Source organism: Shewanella sp. VK101, from assembly GCF_056497865.1.
This window is the reverse complement of record NZ_CM151402.1, coordinates 3,800,535-3,827,199: the sequence shown is the minus strand read 5'-3', so window position 1 is coordinate 3,827,199 and position 26,665 is coordinate 3,800,535. Positions and strand designations below refer to the sequence as shown.

Annotated in this window: 22 protein-coding genes and 4 tRNA genes; 6 read left to right on the top strand and 20 right to left on the bottom strand. The window is 53.2% G+C overall.

Features of this window, described 5'->3' with window-relative positions; translation table 11 throughout:
- Positions 1-1,857 carry a tetratricopeptide repeat-containing diguanylate cyclase gene (locus ACSHSR_RS17135; protein ID WP_146226021.1) on the bottom strand — a complete coding sequence of 619 codons (1,857 nt, stop codon included), beginning with the start codon at positions 1,855-1,857 and terminating at the stop codon, positions 1-3.
- A gap of 263 nt (positions 1,858-2,120) precedes the next feature.
- Here ACSHSR_RS17135 and ACSHSR_RS17130 point away from each other — a divergent pair, with 263 nt between their 5' ends.
- On the top strand, positions 2,121-2,558 hold the full coding sequence (locus ACSHSR_RS17130) for a DUF3069 domain-containing protein (protein ID WP_071477365.1): 438 nt from the start codon (positions 2,121-2,123) through the stop codon (positions 2,556-2,558).
- Positions 2,559-2,608: 50 nt separating this feature from the next.
- Here ACSHSR_RS17130 and ACSHSR_RS17125 read toward each other — a convergent pair whose 3' ends face one another.
- The 5 genes from ACSHSR_RS17125 to ACSHSR_RS17105 all read right to left on the bottom strand — a co-directional run bounded on the left by ACSHSR_RS17125 (position 2,609) and on the right by ACSHSR_RS17105 (position 7,976).
- Positions 2,609-4,297 (bottom strand): NAD-dependent malic enzyme, encoded by a 1,689-nt coding sequence (locus ACSHSR_RS17125; RefSeq protein WP_287590136.1) that lies wholly within the window; start codon positions 4,295-4,297, stop codon positions 2,609-2,611.
- Positions 4,298-4,522: 225 nt separating this feature from the next.
- On the bottom strand, positions 4,523-4,987 hold the full coding sequence (locus ACSHSR_RS17120) for a YehS family protein (protein WP_107110559.1): 465 nt from the start codon (positions 4,985-4,987) through the stop codon (positions 4,523-4,525).
- A gap of 104 nt (positions 4,988-5,091) precedes the next feature.
- On the bottom strand, positions 5,092-6,255 hold the full coding sequence (locus tag ACSHSR_RS17115) for a serine hydrolase domain-containing protein (protein WP_208145471.1): 1,164 nt from the start codon (positions 6,253-6,255) through the stop codon (positions 5,092-5,094).
- Between the two features lie 9 nt (positions 6,256-6,264).
- Positions 6,265-7,533, bottom strand: a complete 1,269-nt coding sequence (locus tag ACSHSR_RS17110) for an Nramp family divalent metal transporter (RefSeq protein ID WP_101059437.1) — start codon at positions 7,531-7,533, stop codon at positions 6,265-6,267.
- Between the two features lie 8 nt (positions 7,534-7,541).
- On the bottom strand, positions 7,542-7,976 hold the full coding sequence (locus ACSHSR_RS17105; RefSeq protein ID WP_071237057.1) for a PH domain-containing protein: 435 nt from the start codon (positions 7,974-7,976) through the stop codon (positions 7,542-7,544).
- A gap of 167 nt (positions 7,977-8,143) precedes the next feature.
- On the opposite strand from ACSHSR_RS17105, the gene ACSHSR_RS17100 reads away from it, so the two are divergent.
- Both ACSHSR_RS17100 and ACSHSR_RS17095 read left to right on the top strand, forming a co-directional pair.
- Positions 8,144-10,726: a TonB-dependent receptor gene (locus tag ACSHSR_RS17100; protein ID WP_093982217.1), complete on the top strand. Its 2,583-nt coding sequence runs from the start codon at positions 8,144-8,146 to the stop codon at positions 10,724-10,726.
- Between the two features lie 229 nt (positions 10,727-10,955).
- Positions 10,956-11,582, top strand: a complete 627-nt coding sequence (locus ACSHSR_RS17095; protein ID WP_071237056.1) for a glutathione S-transferase family protein — start codon at positions 10,956-10,958, stop codon at positions 11,580-11,582.
- A 46-nt stretch (positions 11,583-11,628) separates the two neighbouring features.
- On the opposite strand, the gene ACSHSR_RS17090 is transcribed toward ACSHSR_RS17095, so the two are convergent.
- From ACSHSR_RS17090 to ACSHSR_RS17075, 4 genes are all read right to left on the bottom strand, one after another.
- Entirely contained in the window at positions 11,629-12,132 is a 504-nt protein-coding gene (locus ACSHSR_RS17090) for a DUF4447 family protein (RefSeq protein WP_025888809.1), read from the bottom strand.
- 60 nt (positions 12,133-12,192) lie between these two features.
- Complete coding sequence (locus ACSHSR_RS17085) at positions 12,193-12,597, bottom strand: SMI1/KNR4 family protein (protein ID WP_025888807.1); 405 nt, start codon at positions 12,595-12,597, stop codon at positions 12,193-12,195.
- Between the two features lie 68 nt (positions 12,598-12,665).
- Complete coding sequence (locus ACSHSR_RS17080; RefSeq protein ID WP_208143038.1) at positions 12,666-13,448, bottom strand: RelA/SpoT domain-containing protein; 783 nt, start codon at positions 13,446-13,448, stop codon at positions 12,666-12,668.
- A gap of 142 nt (positions 13,449-13,590) precedes the next feature.
- Positions 13,591-15,690, bottom strand: a complete 2,100-nt coding sequence (locus tag ACSHSR_RS17075) for a M13 family metallopeptidase (protein ID WP_479630975.1) — start codon at positions 15,688-15,690, stop codon at positions 13,591-13,593.
- Positions 15,691-15,980: 290 nt separating this feature from the next.
- Here ACSHSR_RS17075 and rsuA point away from each other — a divergent pair, with 290 nt between their 5' ends.
- A complete protein-coding gene (gene rsuA / locus ACSHSR_RS17070) occupies positions 15,981-16,673 on the top strand; it encodes a 16S rRNA pseudouridine(516) synthase RsuA (RefSeq protein ID WP_208160071.1) in 693 nt (230 codons plus the stop codon).
- Between the two features lie 47 nt (positions 16,674-16,720).
- On the opposite strand, the gene ACSHSR_RS17065 is transcribed toward rsuA, so the two are convergent.
- The 4 genes from ACSHSR_RS17065 to lhpI all read right to left on the bottom strand — a co-directional run bounded on the left by ACSHSR_RS17065 (position 16,721) and on the right by lhpI (position 19,926).
- A complete protein-coding gene (locus ACSHSR_RS17065; RefSeq protein WP_208160070.1) occupies positions 16,721-17,659 on the bottom strand; it encodes a DUF4097 family beta strand repeat-containing protein in 939 nt (312 codons plus the stop codon).
- Complete coding sequence (locus ACSHSR_RS17060; RefSeq protein WP_115389865.1) at positions 17,656-18,177, bottom strand: hypothetical protein; 522 nt, start codon at positions 18,175-18,177, stop codon at positions 17,656-17,658. Before ACSHSR_RS17060 ends, ACSHSR_RS17065 begins: the two co-directional genes overlap by 4 nt.
- Entirely contained in the window at positions 18,174-18,731 is a 558-nt protein-coding gene (locus ACSHSR_RS17055; protein WP_371873330.1) for an RNA polymerase sigma factor, read from the bottom strand. The genes ACSHSR_RS17060 and ACSHSR_RS17055 overlap by 4 nt, the downstream gene beginning before the upstream one ends.
- Before the next feature lie 238 nt (positions 18,732-18,969).
- Entirely contained in the window at positions 18,970-19,926 is a 957-nt protein-coding gene (gene lhpI, locus ACSHSR_RS17050; RefSeq protein ID WP_115389866.1) for a bifunctional Delta(1)-pyrroline-2-carboxylate/Delta(1)-piperideine-2-carboxylate reductase, read from the bottom strand.
- Between the two features lie 293 nt (positions 19,927-20,219).
- On the opposite strand from lhpI, the gene ACSHSR_RS17045 reads away from it, so the two are divergent.
- Positions 20,220-22,082, top strand: coding sequence for a methyl-accepting chemotaxis protein (locus ACSHSR_RS17045; RefSeq protein ID WP_115389867.1), 1,863 nt, complete (start codon positions 20,220-20,222; stop codon positions 22,080-22,082).
- Positions 22,083-22,291: 209 nt separating this feature from the next.
- Here the strand turns inward: ACSHSR_RS17045 and ACSHSR_RS17040 are convergent, their stop codons facing one another.
- The 6 genes from ACSHSR_RS17040 to ACSHSR_RS17015 all read right to left on the bottom strand — a co-directional run bounded on the left by ACSHSR_RS17040 (position 22,292) and on the right by ACSHSR_RS17015 (position 25,567).
- Positions 22,292-23,914 (bottom strand): methyl-accepting chemotaxis protein, encoded by a 1,623-nt coding sequence (locus ACSHSR_RS17040; RefSeq protein WP_479630974.1) that lies wholly within the window; start codon positions 23,912-23,914, stop codon positions 22,292-22,294.
- A 165-nt stretch (positions 23,915-24,079) separates the two neighbouring features.
- Positions 24,080-24,166 (bottom strand) — tRNA-Leu (locus tag ACSHSR_RS17035).
- A 32-nt stretch (positions 24,167-24,198) separates the two neighbouring features.
- Positions 24,199-24,285, bottom strand: a tRNA-Leu gene (locus ACSHSR_RS17030).
- Positions 24,286-24,325: 40 nt separating this feature from the next.
- A tRNA-Leu gene (locus ACSHSR_RS17025) sits at positions 24,326-24,412 on the bottom strand.
- Between the two features lie 52 nt (positions 24,413-24,464).
- Positions 24,465-24,540: transfer RNA gene (locus ACSHSR_RS17020), tRNA-Phe, on the bottom strand.
- A 265-nt stretch (positions 24,541-24,805) separates the two neighbouring features.
- Positions 24,806-25,567, bottom strand: a complete 762-nt coding sequence (locus ACSHSR_RS17015; RefSeq protein ID WP_025012059.1) for an outer membrane protein assembly factor BamD — start codon at positions 25,565-25,567, stop codon at positions 24,806-24,808.
- Between the two features lie 122 nt (positions 25,568-25,689).
- Here ACSHSR_RS17015 and rluD point away from each other — a divergent pair, with 122 nt between their 5' ends.
- On the top strand, positions 25,690-26,664 hold the full coding sequence (gene rluD, locus ACSHSR_RS17010; RefSeq protein ID WP_025012060.1) for a 23S rRNA pseudouridine(1911/1915/1917) synthase RluD: 975 nt from the start codon (positions 25,690-25,692) through the stop codon (positions 26,662-26,664).
- Position 26,665 lies beyond the last annotated feature (1 nt).

Below are 26,665 nucleotides of genomic sequence, written 5' to 3'. Positions count from 1 at the left end.
TCAGGCGCTTTCTACCCTATTACGCCCCTTATTTTTGGCGCGGTATAGAGCGTTATCAGCCTGTTTAAGCAGCTCTGAAAACTGTAACTCGGTATTGAGAGTCGCCACCCCGGCACTGATAGTGACTCTGGACTCGCCGGCAAGCGCCTCTGGGCTTGATTCTGCCAAGGTTTGACGTAAACGCTCAGCAATTTTCAGGCATTCTTCTCGACTGGTTTCCGGCAACAGCAGCAGAAACTCTTCACCACCGATCCGCCCCAGTAGATCTTGCTCACGAATAAGCGTTTGGCTTACGCTCGCCAGGTGCTGCAGTACCTTATCTCCGCCATCATGACCAAACTGGTCGTTGATATCCTTGAAGTTATCGGCGTCAAACAGAATAACAGACATAGGTATGCCTGAATGTTTGGCCTGATTGAATAACGCTTCTCCCCTCTGATAGGTATAGCGTCGGTTGGCCAACTGAGTGAGATGATCCGTTTGGGCTATCTTCTGAAATTGACGTGACTTTCCGGTTTGTTTATAGGCCAGAATCGCCATAATGAAAATAATGATGCTGGCAAGGATCAGCACCGCCAGCTGCAACAGGCGGTTTTGCTGAAGTATCTGCACCTCCTGTTCTTTGAGGCGCTCGCTTTCCAGCAGACGTTGATTTTCTTTTGCCATGCGGTCGGCATTGAAGCGGGTACGCATCTCTGTGGTGCGGTATGACTGAAGCTTATTATCCAGTTCAGAATGCAGGGAGATATATGATTTGAGCACGTTTGTTGATTCTTGCCAAAGCCCCTGTGCGGCAAATATTTCGCTTTTGAGCAGGTAGAGTTCGGCCAATCCCCTGTCATTACTGATATCCCGAAAACTTTGTTCTGCCTTGGCCAAGGGGACCATAGCTTGTTCCGCCTGACCTTGGCGCAGCAACACATCGGCGCTGTAGAGTTGCATAAAACTGTAGAAGCCACCCTGTTGCTCGGTCACAAATGGTTTGGCACGCTCCAGCGCCTGTTTGGCATCTTCTATTCTGTCGAGTTTCAACAGTGAACCTGCCATATTGACCGAAACTCCTGCAGCTTCGATAGTCATTCCTTGTCGTTTGAGATAGTTGTAAGACTGCTGGAATTTGGTCACAGCCGCTTCAAAGTCCCCCAATTCCTCGAGCGCTATGGCCATCTCACCATTGACAATATAGGCCTGCTCTTCATGGCCACCTTGGCGATAAGCCTGTTCCAATTGGCGGTAATAGTTGAGTGCGCTCTGCGGATCGCCGAAACGACGGAAGCTGGTAGCAAGATCAACCAAGTTGTAGCGGCTCCAATAATCCAGTTTGAGTTGTTCATAGAGCTGTTGGGCGGTGAGAAGATCTTCCAATGCCAGTGCAAAATTGCCCTGAAAAGAATACATGGCGCCACGCATACTGCGGGCATCCGCGATTAACCGACGGTCTTCGAGTTGGTAGGCTTGTTGTAAGGCTTGGTCATAGTCGGCTTTGGCCTGCTCCATATTGCCTTTGAGTTGAGAGTACCAACCATGGCATAGGCGAAAGTCGGTCAGGGCTTCCGGATAAGCTTGATTTTCAGCCATCTGTACTTGGGTATTGGCGTAATCTATTGCCGCATCAACCTTGGCATTATTATTGGTGTCATAGCTCCAACAGCGGGCGCGCCTGAGCCTTACTTGGCGATCCAGATCTTTATCGGCCAACAATTGGGCTATTTGCTCCAGAGTTTGCTCCACCTTGGCAACATTATTGACCTGCCCATTTTCAAGCAGTTTGAATAACTTATCTGCCTCGGGGTTATCCAATGCCAGAGCGAGCGGAACCATGCCGGACAAAAGTAGCAGAGCGAAGGCTGATTTCAAAAAGTATGACTTCACGCTTACCGATAGAGATATGTTTACATTATGTTACTAAGCATACGCACCAGGGCATAGGCTGACCAGCAATAAATCGTTAAATTTGCTTAGCAAGCCGGGTTTCATCCTATGCCTGTTTCCCGGTTTTGAGCGCGGTTGGCCCCGTTCTTTGGCTGACTTTTTGTATTTCCAGGGTGCCAATTGGAGATGGATTGCTGTTTAATGCCGGTGCTATACTCGCCGCCAATCGCTTTTAGACGGAAGAAACAATGACTCAAGTTGATGCTCAGTACCGGCAGCAGGCGCGAAGCGCCGCCATCAATATCTGCTCTCAGGTATTACCTATGGATAAGTTGCCGACGGCGCTGAAAGAAGCCTATGACAATCTGTTTGAACAACTGCTGGACGATAAGGAGTCTGAGTTCAAACAGGCTTGGGACAAGTTGCCGCCAAGTGCTGCCAAGTTGCTACCCAGAGCCGATTTTCACGGCTTTTTTATCGCATCAGCCTGGTTGCAACTGAGTTTGATGGCCCAGGATATCGCCCAGTTGGCGGATACCGACGAGGCCATTGCCGAGCAGGAATATAGCGGCATATATGATCGTATTTCACAATCGGCGCTCAAAGAGAGTGTTCGTAAGTTGAAAAAGGCCCGTACCGATAGGCGTTTACTCAACAGTATTCGAGATGTGATAGCCAATGGCTGAATAAAAAACCGGCATTATTTTTAATGCCGGTTTTTTATGGGCGGACGCTCTTAGAAGGAAGTACGCTTGTAGCGGCGATACTCAGGCTGCCAGAAATTACTCTCGATAGCCTGTTGTAACATTTCATCGGAAGTCGGCAATGCGTGGCCTTGCTCGATGGCGACCTTGCCGACAGCAAAGGCGATGTGCTTGCTGACCTTCTGGATCTCTTCCAGTTTAGGCAGCAGGGAACCACTGCCGTTGAGTGCCAGCGGCGAGCATTCTGCCAGAGCGCGGCTGGAGGCCATCAGCATCTCATCAGAGACCCGCTTGGCACCACTGGCCAATACTCCAAGGCCTATGCCGGGGAAGATATAGCTGTTGTTGCACTGGGCGATTTCATAGGTTTGGTTGTCTATGACCACAGGCTCAAAGGGGCTGCCGGTGGCAACCAGCGCCTGGCCATTGGTCCAATGCAGAATATCCTTGGGCGTAGCTTCAACTCGGCTGGTGGGGTTGGACAGCGGGAACACTATCGGTCTTGGGCAGTGGCTGTGCATGGCGCGGATGATCTCCTCGCTGAACAGCCCTGGGGCGCCGGAAACCCCGATAAGCACAGTCGGCTTGCCGTTGTTGACCACATCCAGTAATGAGATGTTGTCACCGAAATTGCTCCATTGCTGCAGCTCTTCGCGCTTTTGCGCCAGTTTCTGTTGGAATGGCAACAGGTTGGGCATATTGTCCTGCAACAGTCCCCAGCGATCGACCATAAATACCTGACGTCTGGCCTGCTCATCACTGATCCCTTCGGAAACCATCTGCGCAATAATCGCTTCGGCGATGCCGCAGCCCGCGCTACCGGCGCCGAGGAAGGCAACCCTTTGCTGGCTCAAGTGAGTGCCTGCGGCCTTACAGGCAGCGAGCAGTGAGCCAACTGTGATGGCGGCGGTTCCCTGAATGTCATCATTGAAACAGCAGTATTTATCTTTGTAACGCTCCAGCAGCGGCATGGCGTTTTTCTGGGCGAAGTCTTCGAACTGGATCAAGGCCTCGGGCCAACGGCGATGAACTGCCTGCATAAAGGCTTCAATAAATTCCAGATATTCTTCGCCGCCTATGCGCTGGTGGCGCCAACCCATATACATGGGATCTTCCAGCAGATGCGGGTTATCTGTTCCCACATCCAGGGTAATGGGCAGAGTGTAAGCCGGGCTGATGCCGCCGCAGCTGGTGTAGAGCGACAGCTTTCCAATCGGGATACCCATGCCGCCGATCCCCTGATCGCCCAGCCCCAAAATACGCTCACCGTCGGTAACCACTATTACCTTCACCTTGTGACGGGTGGAGTTGTTGAGGATGTCGTCGATGCGATCCTTATTCGGATAGGAAATAAACAGGCCGCGGTTACGGCGGTAGTCTTTGGAGAAGCGTTCACAGGCCAACCCGACAGTTGGGGTGTAGATGATAGGCATCATCTCTGTGATGTGGTTCTGAACCAGACGATAGAAGAGGGTCTCGTTGGTGTCCTGGATGTTGCGCAGATAGATATGCTTGTCCAGATCATTGCTGAAGTTCTTGAACTGATCGTAGGCACGTGAGGCCTGCTCTTCGATCGTTTCAATCACGTAGGGCACCAGGCCTTCGAGGTTGAAGAAAATACGCTCTTCCTCGGTAAATGCACTACCTTTGTTGATCAACGGCGCTTCGAGAATAGCCGGACCGGCAAAAGGCAGATATAAGGGGCGTTTATTATCGTCCATGGCTAACCTTTTATGTTCTTTGCTTGTGGATGACGGGCTGTGATCTAAATCCGCATAGGTTACCACGAAATGTGATCTTTGTTGCCTGTAGGCGAGGGCTTGAGCAAAAATTTTGTTTAAAACGCGGCAAACCGGGTTGGCCTGAGCCTAAGAGGGGAACGACACAAAACAAAGAACCAGGCGGATGCCTGGTTCCAAAGGAGATATCAGCTGTTGCTTGTTGGCTTACTTACCGCGGTATTTAAGTGACAAGCCTTTGATAAAGTTACGCATCAACTGATCACCACAGTAGCGGTAATGCTTGTGCTCAGGATTGCGGAACAGGGCGCTCAGCTCAGCCTTGCCGATGCGGAAGTTGGCCAGTTCAAGAATGGCAATAATATCTTCTTCTTTCAGTTCCAAGGCGATTCTGAGTTTCTTGAAGATGATGTTGTTGTTCAGGCTGGGCTGCGGCTGCGGAATGCCACTGCCGGGACGCAAGCCGCGTTTGTCGATGATCACGGCATCGAGAAATTGGCACAGGGTGCGATCGTCACAGGGACGGAACCCTTCTTCATCTTCTTTCTTGAGCAGGCCGGCCAGCTCAGCTTCACTCATTTCACGCTTCATTTTAGCGTAGAGACGCAATACCTTGGAGTCGTTGAAATTAAAGACAAAGCGCAAGCGGCGCAGAATATCGTTGTTGGTCATGAATGTCCCTGGGCCGGTTTGACTCCCGGCTTAGTTTTAACACTGTCTGGCGATTGACTTAGGTGCGTTAGGCGCGGAGGCTCCGCAATATTGCGGCATTATACCTAAAAGCCGGGCAGATTTGCCGCTTTTTCCAGTGGACAGTTCGCGGCCGTTTCGCGCACCGCCTGTCGCAGCTTGTCGTGAAGGGCGAACACCCGGCCTATATCTTTGAGTGACCAAGAGGTGTTTTCCAGTACCACCAGATTGAAGCCCGAGTCCGGATAATAAATCGCAGTGCTGATATAACCCGCTATGTAACCACTGTGGCTGAACTCCAGGGGCAATTCAGGGCTCAGTTGTATTCCGGCGGCATAATTCAGCTCGCCCCAACGATGGGGGCGTTTGCCTCTCGGCGCCAGCAACTGCAAATAGCCGCCACGGCTAAGCAGTTGCCCCTGATGCAGGGCCTGCTGAAAATCGGCAAAGGCGGAGGCGGAGCCAATAAGGGCGCCGCTGGCCAGCAGCTTATCTGTGAGGGTCAACTGCTCGGCCACACTTTCAAAGCCGCTGTCAGTCTCGGTTCTTCCTATCGCCAGATTGGGTAACTGTTCCTGGATACTTTCAATACTGCCGGTGCGGGCCTTGAGCTCAAGCCCCTCGGCATCAAAGAAGCGCTGCAGCAATTGGGTACTGCTGCTGCCTTCACGCTTGAGGATCTCGGCCAGCAGCCAATAATTGTCATTGCTGTATTTAAAATCGCTGCCAGGGGTGAACAGCAAGGCTTGTCCTTGGATGCCTATGCCGGATGTGTGGCTCAGCAACATGGCAACTGTGATGGCCGGATCCAGTTCGGCCTCTTTGCCAAGCAGGGCAGCGGCGCTGTCATTGAGCTTGAAATCGCCTCTTTCTATCGCCCGCATCACCAAGACGGCAAACACTTGCTTTGACAGTGAACCCAGCACAAATTGGCTATCAGAGGTGATGGGTTTGCCCTGGCTTTCTCCGGCCGCATGGCTCAGCAGTGTCTTTTTACCTTGCCTCAACTCGATTACGCCGCTGAAGGGCAGGGGGTTTTGCTTGATTATCAGCTGCAGCTGTCGTGTCAGCTCTTGGCTGTGGCAGACAGATGGCGCCGAACCCTTGCCCGGTGCCGGCTCTTGTTCGGATCTCGGCGCAGCGCTTAGGCTAAGAGTGAATCCCAGTAGGCAGGCCATGCTCATGCCTTTGACTGTCGATGAGAGCTTTAGCCCTAAAAAGCGCGGCTGCGCCAGCGGTGAGGAGTTCATGCAACTTCCTTATTTGATGTAGCAATACCAATAGATAAACAGCAACGCAAAGCCAAACAGGTAACCGAGTCCCAGCCAGCCCCAAAGTTGCATGCCCCTGCCGTAACGGGCCTCAGTCGGCAGGGTTTTGGAACTCATCAGCCGTAGATTCAACCAGGCAAAGATGCAGGTGGTCATAAAGGCCTGGATCATCACCAATTCCAACAGTGATAGCAAGGCACCCTTGAAGAACAGGATTAGCAGCAAGGCCAGCAGCGACATAACCAGCATGATCCCAGCCAGGCGTTTACCGCTGGGGCGGCGCTCAAGCAGCAGGCGCCAACCGGCATCCAGGGTGCGGCTGTAACCATCGAGCACAGTGACAGTGGTGGAGAAAATACACAGCAACGCCACCAAGGCGATAAGCATACGGCTCCACTCCCCGAGCACGCTGGCGTAGAGGGAGATCAACTGCCCGGCAAACTGGGCTCCCGAGTCGGCAAAGGAGGCTCCCGAGCCATGCATGACACCGGCACCCAGGCTGAGAAACACCAGTGCCAGCAGGGCGGTGAGCCAATAGCCGATATCGAAATCTAATCTGGCCTGGGCAGCGCTCAGAGCGGCTTGCTGTTGATTGATGCGCTGTTTCTCCAGCAGCCACAGTGAGTTCCAGGCGCTGACTTCAATCGGTGCCGGCATCCAGCCCATCATGGCGATCAAAAACCCAAGATAGGCCCATTGCCAGGGAGAGGGGGAGACGAAGTCTTTGTCCAGCACAGACTCCACCCCCAGCATCATGGCAGCGGCGGTCAGAGTGCCCAGGGTCAACAGCGCCATCACAACTTTGGTCATGCGATCAAGCAGGCTATAGCGCCCAAGCAGCAACAGCAGCAAACTGGCGCAGAGCACGATAAAAGACAGAATATCTATGCCGAGCGGTACAAACTGAGTCAGCATGGCGGCACTCAGCATGCTGACCCCGGCGGTGCTGGCTATGGCGGCAACAAGATTGAGCAGGCTGAACAGCCACAGATAGCCTTTTCCTTGCCTGAGATAGCCCTCAAGCAGACTCTCGCCGGTCGCCGCCGTGTATCTGGCTCCGGCGGCAAAGAAGGGATATTTGAGCAGATTGACCAGCACCACCAGCCAGGCCAACTGCCAGCCAAATTCGGCGCCTGCGCGGGTTGAAGCCACCAGATGAGAGGCGCCTATGGCCGCTGCGGCCACCAGAACGCCCGGGCCCATGGCGGCCATTAAGTGCCTAAGGTGAGTGAAAGAAAAACCTTTTCGATTCAGCATGGTGTCATTCATGGCGCGCTCTTTTCCCGGGCCAGTAAGGATTCGATATTGACCAGCGAGGAGCGGATCTCCCTGAGTAACATCAGCTGCTCATGGTTGCTGTCATGTCCATTTGAGCTTGGCTCCTTGTGATCCAAATGCTCTTTTTGTGCCAGCACAGCGGCGCGAAATCCGTCGGCATCGACTATGCCAACCAGGCTTATCAGGGCGTCATTGCCGGATTGTCCGGCGGTTTCCACCTTGAGTTTCTTCAGACCGAACAGGCGCATCAATGGTCCCTGAATAAGCGCTATGTCGGTGATTTTATCCAAGGGCACAGTATTTTCGGTGCGAGTCAGCAGGCCGCGGCGCACTACTAGCTTACGTTTGGTCAGCTCGGCGCTCATGTTGGCGAGATTATCGGCAAAGCGGGCCTGAAGCAGTGGCGCGGCGGCTGTGGACATGACGACTTCCTATATCAGTAAAATCAAATTTACCCCCAGTTAGAGGCATTGACTTTAGATATTAAAGAGTTAAGTTGAATTGGTAAATGTTATAAAAATATGACAACACGGAAGTTTGTAGTCGTGGTTGTTTTTCCAAAAAACAACTGAAGAAATTAGGGATGATTATGAACAGACCTCACCTCACTCTGAGTGCCTGCGCCGTGGCACTTGCCTTGACCTCTGCCGGTGAATCCTTCGCGGCCGAGGAGTCTGTGGAGCGCATCGAAGTCACAGGCTCGCGGATCAAACGTACCGACATGGAAGGCCCATCGCCCATTCAATCCATAGGCAAAGAAGATATTGCCAACATGGGCTATGACAACCTGCAACAGTTACTGGAAAGGATGCCGGCGGCCGGGGCCGGCACTTTCTCCACCCGCGGTAACAGCCAGGACTCTACCGCCAACGGTGCCGCCGCTATCAGCCTGCGTGGTATGGGGCCGGATGCGACCCTGGTGCTGATCAATGGTCGCCGGGTTTCCATCAGTGCCTTTGCCGAAGGGGTCAGCAATTCTTTTGTCGATATCAACAGCATTCCCGTATCAGCCATTGAGCGGATAGATATACTCAAGGACGGCGCCTCGGCCATCTATGGCTCGGATGCCATCGCCGGGGTGGTCAACATAGTGCTGAGGAAAAACATTGAAGGCATTGAAGTCAATCTCGGCTATGGCGCCACAGATGGCCCCAATTACAACGAAAAGACCGCCAGTCTGGTGTGGGGCACCATGAGTGACAAGGGCAGCGCGTCTGTGATCCTGGATTATTTCAGCAACTCGACCCTGAGCGCCGATGAGATGGGGCAGTTTGGTACTGCCAATCAGTCGCCCTGGGGCGGGGAGGATTTCCGTTCTTCCCGGGGTTTTCCGGGGTATTTCTATGTCAATGGTGTCAAGACCATAGATCCGGCTTGTCCGGCCGATTCCGCCACATCGAGCGGCAGCTGCCTGTTCGATTATGGCCCCTATAACTTGGTGATCCCCGAGGCCGAGCGCATAGGCGCCATAGGTCAGTTTGAGTATCACCTTAGTGACTCCCTGACCGCCTTTTTGGAGCTGGCGGCTCAGCACAATACCTCCAAGGCCGGTGGCGCCGCCACACCGCTGGATGAAACCGCAGGTTTGACGGTTCCCGGTTCACATCCCAACAATCCTTTTGGTCAGGACATTGACATAGGCCGCTTCCGCACAGTGGATGCCGGTCCCCGCCGCTGGGATATCGAGTCCGACAGCTTGAGATTGGTGGCCGGTCTGCGCGGCAGCTTCAAGGAATGGGACTGGGAAGTCTCGGCCCAAAAGGGGCGCAGTGAGTCGACCCAGACAGGGGATCGCAGCCAGGGCTGGGTGCGGGTGGACTATCTGCAGGAGCAAATCAATCTCGGCAACTACAACCCCTTTGGCGGCACCATCAACTCACCCGAAGTGATAGATGCCATTACCACCAGTCTGGTGCGTCAGGGCAAGTCACATATTACCGCCTATGATGCCAGCATTTCGGGGCATGCCTTTACCCTGGCAGACAGGGATATCATGCTGGCCGCCGGGATGGAATATCGAGAAGAGGATGTTAGCGATGTGCCCGATGAGCAGTTCCAGCGCGGGCTTATCTTCGGGACTGAAGCGGTTTCCGCCGCGGCCGAGCGCGATCAGTATGCCGCCTACCTGGAGTTTTCCATTCCGGTGACCGACAGCTTCGAGCTGCAACTGGCGGGGCGCTACGATCATTACAGCGACTTTGGCTCCACCACCAATCCCAAGGTGGCGTTCCATTGGGGCATGACGGAAGACTTGAGCATGCGCGCCTCCTGGGCCCAGGGGTTCCGGGCACCATCGCTGGCCCAGATAGGCCTGGGCCCTTCGGAAAAGAGTAACTTCTTTAAAGATACCTATGCCTGCGCCGCTCAGGGTATCTCAGAGGCCGACTGTGAGGTGCTGGATTACAACACGGTATTTGCCGGTAACCCGGATCTGGACGCCGAGGAGTCGGAAACCTGGAACATAGGCATGATCTGGGCGCCGAGCCAGAAGTTCGATATCGGCTTCGATATCTGGAACATCACCCAGGACAACAAGATAGACGAGCAGCCTCTGGGCGATATCTATGCCGCCAACTGTAATGATCAAAACAGTGCTATCTGTGTGCGTCTGCCCCCCGCCGGTGGCGAGCCGCTCGGGGTGCTTGATGTGATTCACTCAAGCTTTGTTAACTTAAGCTCCCAGGAGGCTCAGGGCCTGGATATCTCGGCTCACTACGGCCTGGAACTGGACAGCTATGGCGATCTCAAGTTTGGTCTTGAGTGGAGCTATCTGGACAAGTTTGAAAAGGACGGCCTGGATTATACCGGCGAGTATGAGTATCCCCAGTACCGCTGGCTGGCCAGCACTAACTGGACCATGGGCGACTTTGCCGCCAACCTCAATGTCAGCTACATAGGCGAATTTGAGGATACGCCGGACATCAACTTCGACGGCGCCCTCGACTTTACCGAGAACAAGTCACGTATGGTGGATGCCCAGTTCCTGGTGGACTTGCAGGCTTCCTACCGTTTCAACGAGATGTTCAAGTGGACGCTCGGGGTCAATAACCTGTTGGATGAAGAGCCGCCGTTTGCCATAGGCGATGGCGATGCGGATCTCTATGGCTATGTGATGTCTGTGCATAACCCCAGAGGCCGTTTCATCTACACCAAAGTCAGTCTTAACTTCTGAGGCAGGCACCCGGCCCTTGATGGCAAACTGACAAGGGCCGGATGCTGGAGAGTTGAGATAAGAGGTGAGACATAAGAGCCGAGAAATAAGGACAGAGTGACAAGCTTGAGGCAGTGGGAGTATCTTGTTGTTGTTGACCTTATCATCACGGCGCCTGCGGGCGCCTTTTCTGCCACCATACCTGCGTTAGCCATTGCTTATGGCGACAGGGCAATTTAAGGAAAGTAATATGATTCGACTCTATGGCACGCCGCGAAGCAGGGCGCTGCGGGTTTCCTGGTTGTTGGAAGAGCTGGAACTGCCCTGGGAGTTTCACTTTGTTGATATGGCCAAGCAGCAGAACCGCACTCCTGAGTTCCTGGCGCTTAATCCCTGCGGCAAAATCCCTGTGCTCGAGGATGACGGTCTGGTATTGACCGAATCGGCGGCCATTATGCTCTATCTGGCCGAGCGTTACGGTGAGGGGCGTCTGTTGCCCAAGCCAGGCACGGCAGCCTCCGGGCATCATCATCAATGGTTGAGCTTTGTGATAACCGAGTTGGAGCAGCCGTTATGGACCATGGGCAAGCACAGGTTTGCCTTGCCGGAGGAGCATCGGGTGGCGGCGATTCAAGCCACTGCCGTATGGGAGTTCAACAAGGCCGCGGCCATTGCCGAGCAGTGGCTGCCAGATAGCCCATTTTTGCTCGGTGATGAATTGACTGTGGCCGATATACTGCTGGCCCATACCCTGAACTGGGCCACCATTTTTGAGCAGCAGATCCCGCCAAAACTGGCGGCTTACCGAGACAGGCTTAACCTGCGTCCGGCAATGAAAAAGGCGCTGGACAAAGCCAGCGCCAATTTAACTGATTAATTCAAACTCTGGTTTCAAAGCCGCGGTATTTCAGGGCCGTGATATTTCAGAGCTGCGCGGCCGCCCACTTGGCGCGGCTTTCGCGGCTCTCACCCAACCCGCCTTGCTGCTCTCTAAAGGCCTTGTAGGATTCCACATCCAATGGCACCAGGCTGATATCCACTTCCAGCACCAGTTTGCACTCTTTCTTGATCCGCCAGGCAGCGGTGTTGTACAGCTCAGTGAGTGGCAACGAGCTTAAAAACTCAGGGTTGTACTGGGTGTAAATCGCCTGGGTGGGATAAACCACAAAGGCCAAACGGCGCTTGGGTTCTTTCTTGAACATGGCCTCGATACCGTCACAGGTGTTCAGCACCTGCATCTCGATAATATCATCGATTTCCAGCAGTTTTTTCTGGGCCAGTTCGCTTACCTGCGCCTCGCCCGTTTCCCAGGAGAGCAACTCGGCTTCATCGACTTTCAGCAACTCGGCGGCCTGGGCGGTACCCAAGCCAAGAGATTGGCGCAGGCACTGAAACTCGATGGCGTTGAGCGGATATTGTTTGGACATAATGCTTCCTGTTTTTTCTATGTGTCTGATGGCGGGGCGCCCTGGGCATGCCGGCCTGTGTCAGCTTTGCAGCCAGACGTCTTCGACCCATTGCCAGAATGACTCCCAGCAATCTTCTTCATCCAGGCCGTCCTGGTTCCAGAAGTAGACCACACCTTCCTGATCTATGCAGTAAAAGTCATCACCGGTTTGGCAAATGGCAATCAGATCTCTGGGCATTCCCAGCGACCAGGCATAGGAGGTCACTTCTGGCAGATAGGTGTGGGAGTGGGGATCGGCAGCGGTCACCGGCTCCAGGCTGCCATAGATAACATCACTGGCATGCAGCAGATATTCTTTCAGCTCCGAAGGCAGAGGGATGAGTATCTGCTCTTCGATATCCACCAGATCGTCAAAGCCGGGCAGATCCAGCGGTACGGGAACCTGCTCTGACAGTTCCTGCAGTTGCTCTATGATTTCATGCATGATTTTACGCTTTGGCCGAGGGTCAATGCGCTGGAGTATAGCGGCTTGTTGGCCGCTGACAAGCTTTGTCAGGCGACTATGGTATTTTCTATGCCAAGAGTCTGGGTTTGTTGGCGTTTATAACCCAACCAGGCCTTGTGGTACAGCTTGTGTGATTCCTGGCGCAGCTTCTGGATCCGGGCCAGTTCCAGCTCGCTCAGCGGCCTTTGCTCGCGGGCAGCCTTGCGTTCCATCGCCTGCACCTCTTCATAGACTTGGTGCTCGGCGCCGTTTTTGATGGCGGCAATCTCCCTTAAGTGCAACTGGACTTCGGCAATCAGGCCACTTTTCGGCAGCTGCAGCAGCAGGTTGATATCCCGATAACCGGAGGCCTTGGGCTGGGCAAACCTGTCTTTGACCTGCAGTACATTGGCCTGATGATTCAGGGTGTCAAAGGCCAGCTGCAGGTCATCAAGGTTGTCGGCTATCAGGGTGGCTCGCACCAGATCTGTCAGGGCGGCGGGGTTGTTATTCAGCTTGTGCGCCACCTTGGCTTCGGCCCGCTGACGCTCTTTCACCTTGGCCAGTTGCAGCTCGGTCTCGCTCTGATTGGCTACCTGTGACAGGAGACTGTGCAATTCATTTTGTGCCAAAGGAGCCTGCTGATAGAGGGCATTGAGGCTGGAAACGGGCTGCCTTGGGGCGCTGAAGCTTTGTTTCTTGAGGGCATTGAATGGGATGGCCGAGTTTTGGCGCAGGCTGTAACTGCTGTCTTCTCTCAGTTCAGCTTCATATTCTGAAGGCTGAGCGTAGGCGGTGCGCGCCGAAAGCAGTAACAGGAAAACCAGGAAAGTGCGGAATAATCGGGTCATGGGGCCTCGCATCCAGAATGACTTCTAAGTGGCTTTGACTCCAATGTAGCACTTGGCTCTGAACCCTTGCTGAACCTCAAATGAAACTTTATTCATCTAAAAAGAAAGGCGCCTTGAGGCGCCTTTCTGAGCAAGCGTAAAATTACCAGATTTTCACGCGCTGGGCCGGTTCAATATACATGCCGTCACCTGGCTTCACGTCAAATGTGCTGTAGAACTGCGGCATATTGGACAGTGAACCTATGGCGCGGAACTTGGCCGGTGAATGAGGATCTGTGGCCACTCGGTTGCGCATGGCTTCCTCTTTGATCTTGGCGCGCCAGATTTGAGCGAAGCCGAGGAAGAAGCGTTCATCACCGCTCAGACCATCGATTACCGGAGCCTCTTTGCCCGCCAAGGATTTTTTGTAGGCCTTGTAGGCTATGGTGACACCAGAGAGATCGCCGATGTTTTCACCCAGGGTCAGACTGCCGTTAACGTGCAGGTCGTCAAACACATAGTAGCCGTCATACTGGGCGATTAGCGCCTTACCGCGGGCGGCAAACTCTTTCAGATCCTGCTCGGTCCACCAGTCGCGCATATTGCCTTCGCCGTCGAACTTGGCACCCTGATCGTCAAAGCCGTGACCCATCTCATGGCCGATAACCGCACCTATACCACCATAGTTGACGGCATCGTCGGCAGCCATATTAAAGAAAGGTGGCTGCAAGATGGCGGCCGGGAACACGATTTCGTTCATGGTCGGGTTGTAGTAGGCGTTGACGGTTTGTGGCGTCATGTGCCATTCGCCCTTGTCTATGGGGCTGCCCAACTTGGCCAGTTGCTTCTGATGTTCCACTTCACCGGCGCGGATCTCGTTACCGACCAGGTCGTCAGCCTTGATAGTCAGCTTGCTGTAGTCTTCCCACTTGTCGGGATAGCCGATTTTCGGGTTGAACTTGGCCAGTTTTTCCTTGGCGGCGACTTTGGTGTCTGCGCCCATCCACTCCAGTTCATCTATGCTGTCGGCGTAGGCACCGCGCAGGTTTTCCACCAGATGCTCCATCCGCTCCTTCGCTTCAGGGGCGAAGTGGCGCTTGACGTATACTTTACCCACGACTTCACCCAGCAGGCTGTTGACCTTGGCTACACCGCGCTTCCAACGAGGTTCCTGTTCTTGCTGACCGTTGAGTGTCTTGGCGAAGAACTCGAAGTTTTCCTGATCCAGCAGCTCGCTCAGATCTGAGGCGAAGTGGGTCAACAGCTGCCAGCGCATATATGTCTTCCAGGTCGCCAGATCTGTGTCTTTGACTATCTGGTTCAGACCTTCGATAAAGCTGGGCTGATTAATGATGATATCGGCTTGCTTGTCGGCGCCAAGCGCTGTCAGGTAGGCGTTCCAGTCGATGTCCGGCGCCAGTGTTGACAGTTCTTTGACCTCAAACTTGTTGTAGGTCTTGGTGCTGTCACGGCTTTCAACCACATCCCAATGCTTGGCGGCGATGGCGGTTTCCAGCTTCATGATGGCTTCGGCGCTTTGTTGTGGCTCGGCGAAACCGGCCAGGGTGAACATCTTGGCGATATGCTCAACAAAGGCCTTGCGAATGTTGACGAAACGCTCACCTCCGTTGAAGTAATAGTCTTTCTCCGGCAGGCTCAGGCCGTATTGCCAGATATGGGTGGCATAGCGGCTGGAGTCCTTGGCATCAACATCGATATAGAAGGCCATGGGCGTGCCGCCACCGAGAATTTGACTCTTGCCGAAGTAGGCCGCCAGTGCTTGCTTGTCTTTGATGGCATCTATGATTGCCAGCTCGCTCTCCAGTGGCTTGATCCCCAACTGGTTGAGCGTATCGCTGTCCATAAAGGAGCGGTAAAGATCGGCCACTTTTTGCTCGTCGCTGCCGGGCTTGAGATCTTTGCTTTGCGCCACTTCTTCAATAATGGCTTTGACATCGTCACGGGATTTTTCCCTGAGGTCATAGAATGCGCCTGTGCTGGTGCGATCTGCCGGGATCTCTGTGTTCTTGATCCAGCCGCCGTTGACATAGGTATAGAAGTCATCCTGAGGGCGAACAGACTTGTCAAAGTTGGCAAATTCAATCCCCGAGCCCAGGGCTTGGCTGACGGCGGCGGCAGTTGCGGTTTTGGCGACTTCCGGCTGTTTGGCTGTTTCAGCCTGGGTCTCAGCCGTTTTGTCATTACAGGCAGATAGGCCTGCGATGAGTGAGGCACACAATCCCCCAATGAGTACTTTTCTCATGCTGTTTCCTTTTCTTTGTTCTTTGGTGTCCCGCGAGGGGACATTTTTATCAGATTGGCTGCACACCCGTTTGTTCGGGAAAAACAGCAGTGATGCCTATGTTAAGGCCTGTGTGGGAATGTAAACAAGTCCCGCAGCGATGACAGCGAGCCTCGGCGCCGCGGGAGTTGTAAGCAAAGGTTACAGGCGCTTATTTGAGTGAGCGTTTGACAGTCTTTGCCCTTTAGCCCGTCAGGCTCCATAATGGCGCGCAATTGACACGGCATAAACTCAAGAGGTTGGATAGCCAAGTGCGTTTAGATAAATTTATCTGTGAGTCTACAGAGCTGACCCGTTCCATGGCCAAGAAGGCGCTGCACCGCGGTGAAATCAGTGTCGATGGTGAAATCGTCAAGGACTCCAGCTTCAAGGTGTGTGATGGCATGAGAGTGTGTTTCGATGGTGAACCTATCAGCTTGATAGGCAACAGATATCTGATGTTGCATAAACCGGTCGATACCATCTGCTCAACCGTGGATGAGGTCTATCCTTCGGTCATCAGTCTACTGGAGATAGAAAAGCCCGAGAATCTGCACATTGCCGGGCGCCTGGATGCCGATACCACGGGCTTGGTGTTGATTACCGATGATGGCCAGTGGTCGCACAAGCTAACCTCTCCCAAGAAGGAATGCGGCAAACGCTACCGGGTGTGGCTGGCCAGCCCAGTTACTGAAGACTTGATCCCACAATTTGCCGCCGGCCTGGCGCTGCACCGGGAAGAGGGGCTGACCCGGCCAGCACAGCTGCAGCTGATTAGCCCAACCGAAGTCTTGTTAACCATTACCGAAGGTAAATATCATCAGGTGAAACGTATGTTTGCCGCTGTGGGCAATAAAGTGGAAGCCTTGCATCGTGAGTCAATCGGCGCCATAGAGCTGGATAGTGAACTGGAACCTGGTGAGTGGCGTTATCTGACCGAAGCCGAGATAGCCTCGGTAGGCTGAAGAAAAGGCACCAAGGCCAGCCAGAGGCCTTGGTGCGATACAGCTGATTATTGCTGCAGTTTAATCCGGCCACTGATGGTGTTGATACTGACATCGGCTTGGCCGGAACCGCTTTGGAATTGCAGCGATTCAGCCTTGGTGTACTTGGCTTTTTTCGGTGAGTCCTGAGTCAGTTGGTTGTCAATCTTGCCACCTGGGCCACCGCTGATATCAAAGGCGGCATTCGGCAGTTTGGCAAACTTGAATTCAATATCGCCACTGACGCTATCGACATTGGCATTGCCGGCCAGGCTTTGCATGGCAATACTCAAGTCGCCACTGACGGTTCTGGCCTTGAGTGACTCGGGAGCCTTCAGGGTCAACTGACTCTTGCCCGAGACCTGATCCAGCTCCACTTCTATGGCATCACTCTCGGCGTTTAGTTCGCCGCTCACCAGGCGATAACTTACCTTGCCCAGACTCTGTTTATCCTCAATGTCGCCGGAAACGGTTTCCAGATACAGTTCACCCTGGTTGCTCTGGGTGTGGATACTGCCGGAAACCGTGGTCAGTTGCAGATTGCCTTTGAGATCCTGGCCCTTGATATCGCCACTGACATTGGCTGAGTAGATCTCACCCTCCAATCCTTGAAGGTCATAATCGGCGGAAACGCCTTTGAGCTTCATATTGACTGTGGCGGGCAGAAAGATCTCCAGCTTTGAGCCGTCTTTGTCCCGGCTGTTATAGCTCTTGGGCAGCTTGTCTTCGATAACAAAGCTGCCGCCCTGCTGACCAAACACCAGGCCTTCACTGAGCTCATCCAGCTTGCCCTTGATGGCGACTTCAGCCTTGTCCCAACTGCGGATCTTCACCTCTCCCCGCTGGATCTTGATATTCAATTTAGCTCCGGACTCCAGCGCCGCGCTTTGATCGACCTTCTCGGCCGCCTGCAATACCGGGTTCAGCAGCAGGGCTGAGGAGAGTAGGGTTAGTGATATCTTGTTCATATGCTGATTCCTTGTTGGTCGAGTTGAGTGGGCAGTTGTTCACCCCGGGTGAGCAGCTCTATCTCCCTTTGCTGTACCCAAAGCCAGAGTTGCCAAAGTTGTTGATCGGTCGGGTCTTGTTTTAGTGCCTGGAATATCTGCGTTGCGGCTTCCCTGAGTTCATCTATGCCGCGACTGAGCGGCGTGGTCATGCTGACCTTTTGCCATTGGCCGAAATTGACACTGGCTTCCAGTTGTTTCACCTGTTGTTGGTGTTGATACTGCAACTGCTCCAGCATGGCCAGCATCTGTGGGTCGACGTGGCTTTGGGTTTGCTGCAATCCCTGATAGCCGAGCAGGGACACCAACAGCAGGCTGCAGGCGATAGCCAGATTGCGCCAGCCGTTGCTGGATTTTGCGGCCTTGGGTGGCTGAGATTGTTCCAGCCTTGCGGCGATTTCAGGCCAGAGGTCGCGCTCGGGTGTTTTTTCCCGTGGCAGTTGTTCTATCAGTTGTTCCAATGTTGGCTGCTTGTTCATGACAACATCTCCTGAAGCAAGTTTCTTGCCCTGTGGTACTGCGCCTTGCTGGTGCCGGTACTTGTGCCCATCATGGCGGCTATCTCTTCATGGCTGTAGCCCTCAATGGCAAACAGCACAAACACGACTCTGGCCCGCTCGGGTAACTTGAGGATCTTGCGCTCCAACACAGAGGTTTCCTCCGTGTGGGTTGTGGTCGACTCTTCTGTGTCTGCCTCTGTGGTCACAGGTAGAAATCTGGCCCAGAAGCTGCGCTGTTTTTTCAAACTACTCAGTGCCTGATTGACGCTCAGGCTGTGCAGCCAGGTACTGAATTTGCTTTCACCGCGGAATTGGTCCAGCTTCTCCCAGGCACGGATAAAGCAGTCCTGGGTCATCTCTTCTGCCAGTGGCACCTGGCCAGCCAGGTGCAAACACAGTGCATAGACTCTGCCATGGTGCAGACGGTAGAGCTCGGCGAAGGCAAGCTTGTCCCCCAAACGGGCACGCTGCACCAGCGGGAAGTCCACTTCTTGCTGGTATCTGGTTTCTGTCAGCTGCGGGCTGGCATTCACTGGGCTGTCCTTAATGGTTTGGGCGAGTCATGGTAATTGGATAGTTTGACCCGCTTAAAAGGTTTAAAAAAAGAATTAAAAAAATCCTCCAGTATTTTGCTTACTGAAGGATTCTATTTAAAAATCATTGTTAATCAATCTATTAGGTTTTATTGTTAACTGTCAATTATTGGCTGTTTTCTACACTTTATTCTGTTGCAGTTATTTGGCCGAACCCAATGACCGGGAACGGGCAGGTTCAAGTGTTACCGCCTGGATACAGGGTGCGATACACCAGATTGGCGGCCGATAAATCTCCCAAGGCGCTGCCAACACTCTTGAACAGGGTGATTTCCTCGCGGTTTTGTCTGCCGCTGTGTTCTGCGCGGCAAAGCTCGGCCAGCTCGGCGCTAACCTGCTCCAGGTGGAATACGCCTTCGGCCTTGGGGAGCAGCAGTTCTCCGGCCTCGGCAAACACATTGCTGCGGTTATCGACAAAGACCTGAGATCTGAGCATCAGCTCGGTATCGCACTCCCGCGCATCCTGATGATGATTGCCTACCAGATCGACATGGGTGCCGGGTGTTACCCAGTTGCCATCAAACAGAGGCACGGGGCTGCCGGTGGCGCAGCTGATGATATCGGCGTTGGCAACATCCCGCTCTATCTCCTCGCAAAAACTGAGTCGGATATCCGGGCGTTTAGCGCCTATCTGTTCCATTACCTTGGCAGCCTTATCCCGGCTGCGGCCCCGGATAGCGATTTCGGTTATCGGTCTGACGGCGGCATGAGCCAGTGCCATATAGCTTGCCAGATTACCAGTGCCGAACAGCAGCAGGTGATTGGCATCTTCCCGTGCCAGTGAGGCAGCGGCCAAGGCTGAGACGGCCGCTGTACGCCAGTAGGTAATGCTAGTGCCATCGAGTAAAGCCAAGGGTTCACCTGTTTCCCGGCTGAATAACAGTATCTGCGAGTAGAGGCTCTTGAGCTCGGCGTTGCGACTGGGGTTTTCCGGAAAGTAACTGAATGCCTTGACGGCAATTGCCGAATCATCCCAAGCCGGTAGTACGGCGAAGGCATCCTTGCTGCTGTTGTCCAGCGGGTAAAGGTTTCGCTTGGGAAGGTTGGGGGCGTTGGCAAAGCTATGTTTGAGGGCGGTTATCAGGGATGGGAAATCCAACACCTGCTGGATTTGCTCTGCTGGAATGATTTTCATGGAGTTGCGCTTCCTTGTGTGCATTTTAAAATTTTGAATACTGTATGCAATTATTATTTGAAAGGCAAAAACCCTCATGAAAGACAGATGCTTGGCGCTTTCGGGTTTTTTGACTCAGTTAATAGAATTTTTTTTAGTTTTTTTTGCACTGTGACAAGGCTAGGGACTGTTTTTCAATAGGTTAATCATTGATAATATAAGGTGATATTTTTGTTACCGGATTGACTCGGCTAACACGGCAACAGAATTGCGACTATTTTTTTAGAGTGACTGTTTTTTATTGAGGTAACACCATGCTTATTCGCCACAAGTTGTTACTGAGTGCCGCTGTTTCGATAGGCGCCTTGGTATTGATGTTTGCACTGCAGCAATATTCCAGCTCGGTGCAGACTGAACTGTCCATCGCCATCCAGAAAGTGGTTGAGCTGGACAAAGAAGTATTAAGCATGCGCAAGAATGAAAAGGATTTTTTTGACCGCCAGGATCTCAAGTATGTCGAGATACATCAGCAGGAAGCACAGGCCACGGCGCAGTTGATGCAAGAGTTGGCGGTCATCTTCAAGGAGTATGATCTCCCCGAGGCACCGATAAACAGCTTTAACCGTGATTTGGTCAGCTACCGACAGTTGTTTGCCGGTGTGGTGAAATTGCAACAGGAGATAGGCCTGGATACCAAGAGTGGCCTCTACGGTGAGTTACGCTCTGCGGTGCACAATGTCGAAAGCTTGGTGGCAGAACATAACGTGCCAGAGCTTATGGTGTTGATGCTGCAACTGAGGCGTAACGAGAAAGACTTTATGTTGCTGCGGGATCTCAGCTACCTCAATAAGTTTGATAGCAATATTGAACGCTTCAATGAAGCCTTGAGCGCCAGTTTGCTGGACTACAGTGTTCGTAGCAATATTGAGCAACTGATGAGCAAGTACCAGCAAAGCTTCAAGAGTTTGGTGGCCAAGGAACAGCAGCTGGGACTCGACGAGTCCAAGGGCATGATGGGGCAGCTGCGAGAGGCGATCTTTGCCACGGAAAGCTCATCCACCAAGCTGAGAGAGTTGGCGATAGCCAAGGTGGAAAACGAGCAGCAGAACAGCTTCATGCTGGGATTGGCGCTGTTTGGCCTGATCGCCTTGGTGCTGGTGATTAGCACTGTGGTGATTATCCGCAGCATCATGGGGCCGGTCGAGCGTATCACAGGCATTATTTCCCGCATTGAGCAGCAAAAAGATCTGTCACTACGCTGCGATGTGGGCTCCAACGATGAACTGGGCATGATAGGACGTCATTTCAACAGCATGGTGGAGAGTTTCCAGAAGCTGATCGAGCAGGTTATCGAATCTGTTGATGCCATGCGCCAGTCCTGTGAAGAGCTGTCCCGCAATGCCATCAGCGCCTCGGAAGGTGTGTCCAAGCAGCTGAATGAAACCGATATGGTTGCCACAGCGATCACCGAGATGGGCGCCACCATAGACGAGATTGCCAAGAATACCGAACTGGCCGCCAGTAAGGCGGGGCAGACCTACCACAATGCCCAGGAAGGCCAGATTGGCGTTGAGGATACCATCAGCAAGATCCAGTCTTTGGCACAGCAGTTGGATGACTCGGCCAATGTGGTGGCCGAGCTTGAAAAAGACAGTCAAACCATAGGCAGCGTACTGGATGTGATCCGCGGTATCGCCGAACAAACCAATCTGTTGGCACTGAACGCTGCCATTGAGGCGGCCAGGGCCGGTGAGCAAGGCCGGGGTTTTGCTGTGGTGGCCGATGAGGTGCGCAGTCTGGCGATGCGAACTCAGGAGTCGACCGAAGAGATTGCCAGCATCATTCAAACCCTGCAGAGCCGTACCCATTCGATTGTGGATATCATGGAGCAGAGTCAGAAGCAGGGCGGTGAGAGTGCCCAACAGGCGGCCAGTGCCGGCACCTTGTTGGCGCAGATCAATGCCGATGTCACCAATATCATGGACATGAGCACTCAGATAGCCGCCGCCATTGAAGAGCAGAGTATGGTGGCCGCCGAGGTGAACAAGAACGTGGTGGTGATCCGCGATATTGCCGAGGAATCGGCTCAGGCGGCAGAAGAGAATGCCACTGCATCCGATGAGGTTCGCCACCGCGCCGATTACCTGCATCAGGCGGTGAGCCAATTCAAAATCTAGCTTTCCAGGCACAGGCGAAAACCGCGGCATGTCCGCGGTTTTGTTTTAGTTGCAGTCGTAGTCTTTAGCGGTTGTGGCTCTTTTTTGCTCTGCTGTGCAGACGGCTTTTTTCGAGGAATCTGTCAGGAATGGCGGCAAAGGTTTTTGGTTTACAAAAGGCTTGGAGCTGGCAGGGAATAAAAAATAGGCCCCGAAGGGCCCTCAGCGAGTTAGAGACGGAAGCGGGCCACTTCGGCGCGCATGTTTTCCGCCAGATGGCTTAAGTTGCTGACCGACTCGGTCAACTCGTTGGCTGCCTGGGCCGATTGTTGGGTGATGTCGCTTATTGCTATAATGCTGCGATTGATATCCTCCGCCACACTGCTTTGCTCTTCGGCTGCGGTGGCGATATGAGTATTGAGCTGGGCGATGGAGTCGACTGACACCACTATCTCTTTCAAGGCCTCGCCGGCCATATTGGCCTTGCTGTTGGCCTGCTCGACCTGAGTGATGCCTTGCTCCATGGCTGTCACCGCCTCCTGCACACCTGTCTGCAGGGTGGCTATCATGGACTCAATCTCCTGGGTTGAGCTGTGGGTGCGACTGGCAAGGGTTCTTACCTCATCGGCCACCACGGCAAAACCCCGGCCCTGCTCGCCGGCCCTGGCCGCTTCAATGGCAGCGTTCAGTGCCAGCAGATTGGTCTGCTCGGCAATTCCCTTAATCACATCCAGTACCCTGCCTATGTTTTGGCTTTCATTGGCCAGATGGGTGATCACCTGCGCCGTACCCTGAATTTGCGCTGAGAGTGCCACCATGCTGGCAATCGACTCCTGCACTATTGAGTCGCCATTGGCGGCACTGGCATCGGCGCTGTGGGCCGAGTCGGCAGCGGCCGTGGTACTTTGGGCTACTTCGGAGACTGTGGCGGTCATTTCATTCATGGCGGTAGCCGTCTGCTCTGTCTCGGCCTGTTGTCTGTGCATGCGCTCGTTGGTTTGTTGGGTGAAGCTTGAGAGCTCGGTCGCCGAGTCGCTGACCGTATTGGCGGAATTGGCAATGTTGTTGAGTATCCCCCTGAGGTGAGATATCACATCTCTTAAGTTATCGGATATCTGCCCCAGCTCGTCGGCGTTGAAGGTTTTGAACTGCACGGTTAAGTCTGAGTCGCTGCGAATTTTCTTCAGCTGGGTGAGAATATCGCCTATGGGTAACATGACGCTGCGATTGACCCAAACACTGAGCAGCAAGCTGGCGATAATTGCCACACTGACCAGAGAGATAAACAGCACAACGGAAGAGGAGTAAAGGTTCTGAGCCTGATCTCTTTCCTGCCTGGCGACATCCAATTGCAGGGTCACCAACTCGGCAATCTTGCCACTGATGGGGTCTATCACCTGATAGAGAGGAATAATTTCCTGGCTGAGCTGGCCCTGAATATTACCGCTCATGGTGGCCAATTTATGTTGCAGACGTTTTATTTGCTCATCGGCGGGAATAAACAGCCGCTTGGTCTCATTGACCAGTTGTGACTCTCTGGCGGTTAACTGAGTAGCTGTGTAGTCCTGCCATCTCTGTTTGATGCTCTTGTCTGCTTCATCCAGTGCGGTTCTGGCTTGTTCGGCACTGAAATCTCCGGCATTGGCCTTATTGATGGCATCTATGACAAAGACGGCATAATCATCGCCAATGCTTTTGAGATCTTTGAGTGGTACAACCCGGTCGCTGTAGATATTTTCTACCCCTGAGTCGATTTTGTTCATGATATTGATGGCGATACCACAGAGTAGCAGCATCAAGAGAAGAGGCACGGCCATACCGAGCAACATCTTGTGTTTCAGTTGTAACTTCATGCTTGAGAACCTTAGTCCAGAGGGTAATACATCCTTGGATCAGGCTCTGTCATTCCAATTTGTTGAGCCATACAAAAGGTATAGCAAAAAAGTATGAAGCGCGTGAGACGAGAGAGGGGCAAATTTTGGATACAAAAAAACCTCGCATCGCGAGGTTTAAATGATTGGTACAGGTGAGAAGACTTGAACTTCCACGCCCGTGAGGGCACCAGCACCTGAAGCTGGCGTGTCTACCAATTCCACCACACCTGCACTGTTTTCATTTCGACTCTTTATGTGTTAATTGGTACAGGTGAGAAGACTTGAACTTCCACGCCCGTGAGGGCACCAGCACCTGAAGCTGGCGTGTCTACCAATTCCACCACACCTGCACACTTAGAGTCTAACGTACAGCTAACTATTATTGCAAAGTGGTACAGGTGAGAAGACTTGAACTTCCACGCCCGTGAGGGCACCAGCACCTGAAGCTGGCGTGTCTACCAATTCCACCACACCTGCACTGTACTGCCTTGCAATTTCCTCAGTCGCCTGAGCACCTTAAAGTTGAAGGTGGTGCCCGAACCCGGAATCGAACCAGGGACACGCGGATTTTCAATCCGCTGCTCTACCAACTGAGCTATTCGGGCAACGGCGTGCATTAAAAGACTTTTACGGTTTTGAGTCAACTCTTTTCTGAGAAATATTTCAAAATATCGCGTGTTTGAGCAAGTTTTACTCGAAAAGGCGCATATTGCTTAGCTTTTGAGCGAAAGCCGCGCCATTACTGGGCTAGGGGTGAATTAGCCAAATCGAAAACTCGACCTGTAAAGCCGGATCCTGAGGCTTAAGGGGGCTGGGCTTGGTCTTGCCCTGAAAACAAAACGCCCCACGTTAAAGTGGGGCGTTAAGGGATTAATCCTTGAGGAGGTCATTCCCCGGATAGTTGGCACGCATGACAGTGAGTACGTGCTGCTTTAACTGCTCCTGACCCAGTTCATCGTAAGCGGTGGCCATGATCTCAAGGGCGCGCTCTATCGATGGGGTGCCTGGATAGGTTTCCATTACAGACTGGGCTCTGATGGCGGCTGCGCTCCAGGCATTCATTTTCAGGTAGTATTCGGCCACTTTAACCGAATACAGCGCCAGACGATTCTTCAGGTGCTGCATTCTCTTCTGGGCGTCGGCCGCATACTTGCTGTTGGGATAAGTCTTGATCAGACGCTCGAAGTCCTTGAAGGCATCGAGGGCAAACTGAGGATCCCTGTCGCTTCTGTCTATATTGAGCATGTCATGGAACAGATAGTTGTCGGCCTGCATATTCACCAGTCCACGCATATAGTAGACATAGTCTATATCCGGGTGGGTGGGGTTGAGGCGGATAAATCTGTCGATGTTGGCGACTGCCGACGGGGTATCATCCAACTTATAGTAGGCATAAATCAGATCCAACTGAACCTGAGTCTTGTGTGGGCCAAAGGGGAAGCGGGAATCCAATGCCTCCAGTGAACGCACAGCCTTGGTATAGTTACCCAGCTCCATAGAGGTGCGGGCCTGGGAGTAGAGAACGTCCGGAGACAGCTTGCTGGTAATTAAGTCGTCTTCCGGTTTGCTGCTACAGGCCACAATGGCCAGCGAAAAAAAGGCTATGGCAGCGCCTTTGGCAATATTATGCATACTTGAATTCGATTCTTGAGTAAGTTGTAGTTAAGAATTTTTCCATTTCACGATAAAATGGCCGATTCCGAGTGTACCAGAAAGTACACAGTTTTTGACCCCATTAACTGGGGACGGTTCCTATGACGCAAGAGATTAATCTAAAAAGCGAGATATCAGCAACCCAAACCGGTCTGAGATTGGATCAGGCTTTGGCCGAGTTGTTCCCCGATTACTCCCGTACCAGGATCAAGGAATGGATCCTCGATGGCAAAGTGTCCGTTGATGGTACTGTGGTAAACAAGCCCAGAGAGAAGGTGTTGGAATCTCAGGAGATAGAGGTTCAAGCCACTCTGGAAGAAGAGGTGCACGCCGAGGCTCAGGCTATCGATCTGAATATCGTCTATGAAGATGACCATATATTGGTGATCAACAAGCAGGCGGGTTTAGTGGTGCATCCCGGTGCCGGTAACAGTGATGGCACCTTGATGAACGCCCTGCTGCATCATTGCCCTGAGATAGAACATGTGCCCAGAGCCGGTATTGTCCATCGTCTCGATAAGGACACCACAGGCCTGATGGTGGTAGCCAAGACTGTTGAGGCCCAGACTCATCTGGTGGCGGCGCTGCAGGCGCGCGACATTACCCGTGAGTATGAAGCCATAGTGCTGGGCACCATGACAGCCGGTGGTACAGTGGATGAGCCTATCGGGCGTCACCCCACCAAGCGTACTCATATGGCGGTGCACCACAGCGGTAAGCCGGCTGTGACTCACTATCGTGTGGCGGAAAAATTCCGCGCCCATACCCGCTTGCGCTTGAGGCTGGAAAGTGGCCGGACTCACCAGATCCGGGTGCATATGGCTTATATAGGTCATGTATTGGTGGGCGATCCCGTCTATGGTGGTCGTCCAAAACCCCCCAAGGCCGCCAGTGAAGCCTTCTTCGAAGTGCTGAAAAACTTCAAGCGCCAGGCGCTGCATGCGGTGCGACTGGAGTTGGTGCACCCCATTACCTGTGAGCTGATGAGCTGGCAGGCACCTATCCCCGAGGATATGGTCGAGCTGACCAAGGCGCTGCGTAAAGACACCGAAGAGCATCCGCCGGAGTATCTGTAAC